Origin of the sequence: Dickeya sp. CFBP 2040 (genome assembly GCF_012273755.1) — a bacterium.
Lineage (GTDB): Bacteria > Pseudomonadota > Gammaproteobacteria > Enterobacterales > Enterobacteriaceae > Dickeya > Dickeya poaceiphila.
Genome location: NZ_JAAVXH010000117.1, coordinates 1 through 3,298, shown reverse-complemented (window position 1 = coordinate 3,298; position 3,298 = coordinate 1). Strand labels below are relative to the sequence as shown.

Below are 3,298 nucleotides of genomic sequence, written 5' to 3'. Positions count from 1 at the left end.
TAGCAGGTTAAATGAAAAACACTAATAAACAAAAATAAGTAACGCGGAGAGGTCGGGGTTTTAGGTACGGAGTGATTTTTCATATCCTGTTTGTAAACTTCGTTTTTAACCTGAGGTGAGTGAGCGCTAGCTTAATATCTAACTAAAAACCATAATTGGATATATCTAAAATTAACAGAGCAAGCCCTGTTCTAAAAAACTCTCACTTTTCGTCAACTGATTGACGGAATAGAGTGATGGTGTTCAAAAAATGATCTTGGTCATGCTGGACATCAAACGGTTCTGATCCAGCGCAGATGCTTCCAGTTCCGCTATTTCAGCGGTGAGCAGGCACATTGCCACAGTTTGTCCGACCTTTTCCTATAAGGTGCTTGTGATCGTGATACGTTTTCATTTGTTTTTATTGTGGTATATTGCAATTATTAACATGACACAATCTATAATTCCCTCAAATGATATAGTTGTTAGTGGTAACTATATAAAGAAAAAATAGTTTTGCTTCTATTGGAAGGGACATCGTATTCGACTTGGTCTTGTTCAAGATGGTTTTTGGGCAATTGGGGGGCATGAAGTAACTATAAGGAAGGAGGGCGCAATTCGTATAGTGACTATCTGGCTGGGATAGCGGCAGCAGGAGCTGATGTCCTGTATGTATTGATCAGTAACCGCCCCCGTAACCATGTTGTTCAGAAAAAGAGAGTGCGCTGGTTGAGAATTATTGGGTATCTACGCCTGATCATTGGTTGATGCTTGACACGGTTAGCGCTGCGCTTGTGCAACCGGGAGTAGGGAAGAAGGCTGATAGGGCTTAATATGTAATAGTTTAATTTTGGAAGAGACATTTATTATGAATGCTTTGGGCTATTTATCTTTAATGAGAGATAAGGGTATATCTTTTAGGGTTGTTCAACATGGTTTGAAATTCAGCAATCTTTCATCCGCAAGAGGTTGGGAGCCATTATTAGAACACTATTCCGAAATTAACAGTACAGATGTTAACGAATCTGTGAGAGGATTATATTTATCTCAGCTTTTTTTTGGGCAAAGGACGGTGTATTTTAGCCAGATATCTGAAGATGAGCATGGTGACCTTTCTGCTAATATTGTTAATGTATGTGATGTAATAAAAGAGATATTTAATTCATCAACACATACAAATCTCTCTCTTTATAGGAATAGTTACCCCCTGCCAATTAGTCACGATGAATTGCAGTCAGTTCCTCTGACTAATCCTTGTCCGGTTTTTCTTGATGAAACTGATGAGATGTTACGAATCATTTTTACATATCCAAGAGCATATAAAGAAAGAGTAATAATTGATATTTCTGAGATTAATTTATCAGATGATGGGGAAAGTCAATTTAGTGGTTTTGATGAAATCATAGGAGTTAAATCTGGTAGGGCGCAATCTTTTGATTGTGTTCAATTAGATAAAAATACCGGAGTAATACAATTTCAGATAGATCATAGCCGTAATATTTTAAAAGATGAAATGGATAGCGCAGCTCGTCGTTATCGCCATATGCTAATGGATGGATACCGAGATATGAATAATATTTCTATTCCAATGGAAAGCATAAATATCCACTCTAAAATTGATGAATTGTATGATAGCGACGATGGCAGAATTCATAATCTTGAACATGCCACAGCAACAGGTTCTGTCAAAACTGAAAAGATGAGAAAACGTGAGGATGACCTCAGAGATGAACAATTCCATCTGGCTGGGTTAGATGCTATTGATGGTGATACTAATAATTTTTGCATTACTAAACAATGGGATGGTGAGTGTGGTAGTTGTCTGAAACTTACAATTGACGGTGGTGTTTCACTAGCTGCTCGCTCGAATCCCAAAGTCGATTGTGCTACACTGGAAGGATGTATTACCGAGAATGATTTCAATTTATTGATTTCAAAGGTCTTGTAATAATGTTAACTAGGGCGCAGATCATTGAGATGATAGATGCAGACTTCAGGTCAAATCCTGAAGTCTGTCGCGCCTGCCATTCTGTAATTGATTATATATGTTCGTCGTCCAAGGATAATTTAAGGCATATTGCCTTTTTTAATTTAAAAAAAGTAATAAATACTCATGATGATAGCTTGGTTGTAAATGTTGTTCGCTATTTTTCTGGTGATTCATTACCTATTATTGACATTTGTTTCGAATTTATCGAAGATGATTTTATAGAACAAGTTAGTCTTGAGGATTTTCAAAAAACTCAACTGGATAATAAATATTATCATCCTGAGACTGGTGAGTTAGTTAAGGATTTTGAATCAAAAATATTTATGTACTTTTCACTTTCAAAATTAGGGCGGGAAGTGGAATGCAATTAGATGATAATATTACAATTGCCCAGTTAAAAATCATTGCTCTTGCTGATAAAAATACGCAACATTTCATAACACAATTATTGTGTTCTTCTTATGATGAATTTTTATGTCTTTTGTATAAAGATATGACCGAATGTATAGAGTTCATGGAAGAAGATCCTAGAGTTAGGCAGAACGACGGAGAAGATCGTTTAACAACGGATGTAATTCACCATTTCAGAGCTAAGGGTTATCAAGCTAGCCATGATGAAATGATCGGTGGGCACTCTGATGTTGTGATTAGACATAGGGATTATATGTGGCTGGGTGAAGCTAAAATTCATTCTGGTTATGACTATTTAATGCAGGGGTTTAATCAGTTATGTACTAGATATTCATCAGGTACTAATAATAACTGTAATGGTGGAATGTTAATTTACATTAAGAACAATAATGCTGCTGCCGTTATTTCTGAATGGAGTAATCGCCTCAGTGATGCCGGACTCAATGGTTATTTATTTTCTGAGTGTGAGAATAGACAGGGGTTAAGTTTTTACTCACAACATACACATGCGCGTTCAGGATTGCCATATAAAGTTAGACACATGGGGATTGTATTGGGGTTCGATCCACAGGATAAAAAATAATTGTTAATTTAGCCTCAATTCGCATTTAACCACCACAATAAAAAACCATCTTCACACACTGTGTAATTACTTCTACGGTTCTGTCGATCTTCAGCTTAACTCCTTCTATCTACACAAGAATACATCGACTCACTCTTACGCTAGTATTACGTTGGTAAATTATCCACTGTTGCTGATGTCCAATTTATTCATGTATTATATCGCTATCTTATATTAATGTTGAATATTAATGCTCTTTAGTTAAACAGTGGTATTATTTAAAATAAAAACGCTAAATTAATGCAAGTGTATCCATTAATTTTCAATTTTAAAAAATTAAAGTGATTTATAATTGA

The 3,298-nt window shown here is 35.7% G+C and carries 3 protein-coding genes; all 3 read left to right on the top strand.

All coding sequences use genetic code 11. From position 1 onward, the window contains the following. Window positions 1-847: 847 nt before the first annotated feature. From Dpoa2040_RS17740 to Dpoa2040_RS17730, 3 genes are read left to right on the top strand one after another with little or no spacing between them, the layout of a single operon-like run. Window positions 848-1,927, top strand: a complete 1,080-nt coding sequence (locus Dpoa2040_RS17740) for a hypothetical protein (protein ID WP_168642095.1) — start codon at window positions 848-850, stop codon at window positions 1,925-1,927. Window positions 1,928-1,929: 2 nt separating this feature from the next. Further along, window positions 1,930-2,340, top strand: a complete 411-nt coding sequence (locus Dpoa2040_RS17735) for a hypothetical protein (RefSeq protein WP_102801580.1) — start codon at window positions 1,930-1,932, stop codon at window positions 2,338-2,340. After that, window positions 2,331-2,963, top strand: a complete 633-nt coding sequence (locus Dpoa2040_RS17730; RefSeq protein WP_102801581.1) for a hypothetical protein — start codon at window positions 2,331-2,333, stop codon at window positions 2,961-2,963. Before Dpoa2040_RS17735 ends, Dpoa2040_RS17730 begins: the two co-directional genes overlap by 10 nt. Window positions 2,964-3,298 lie beyond the last annotated feature (335 nt).

Coding starts and splice junctions, on each gene's coding strand:
- Dpoa2040_RS17740 (WP_168642095.1), top strand. CDS start 848: ATGAATGCTTTGGGCTATTTATCTTTAATGAGAGATAAGGGTATATCT.
- Dpoa2040_RS17730 (WP_102801581.1), top strand. CDS start 2,331: ATGCAATTAGATGATAATATTACAATTGCCCAGTTAAAAATCATTGCT.
- Dpoa2040_RS17735 (WP_102801580.1), top strand. CDS start 1,930: ATGTTAACTAGGGCGCAGATCATTGAGATGATAGATGCAGACTTCAGG.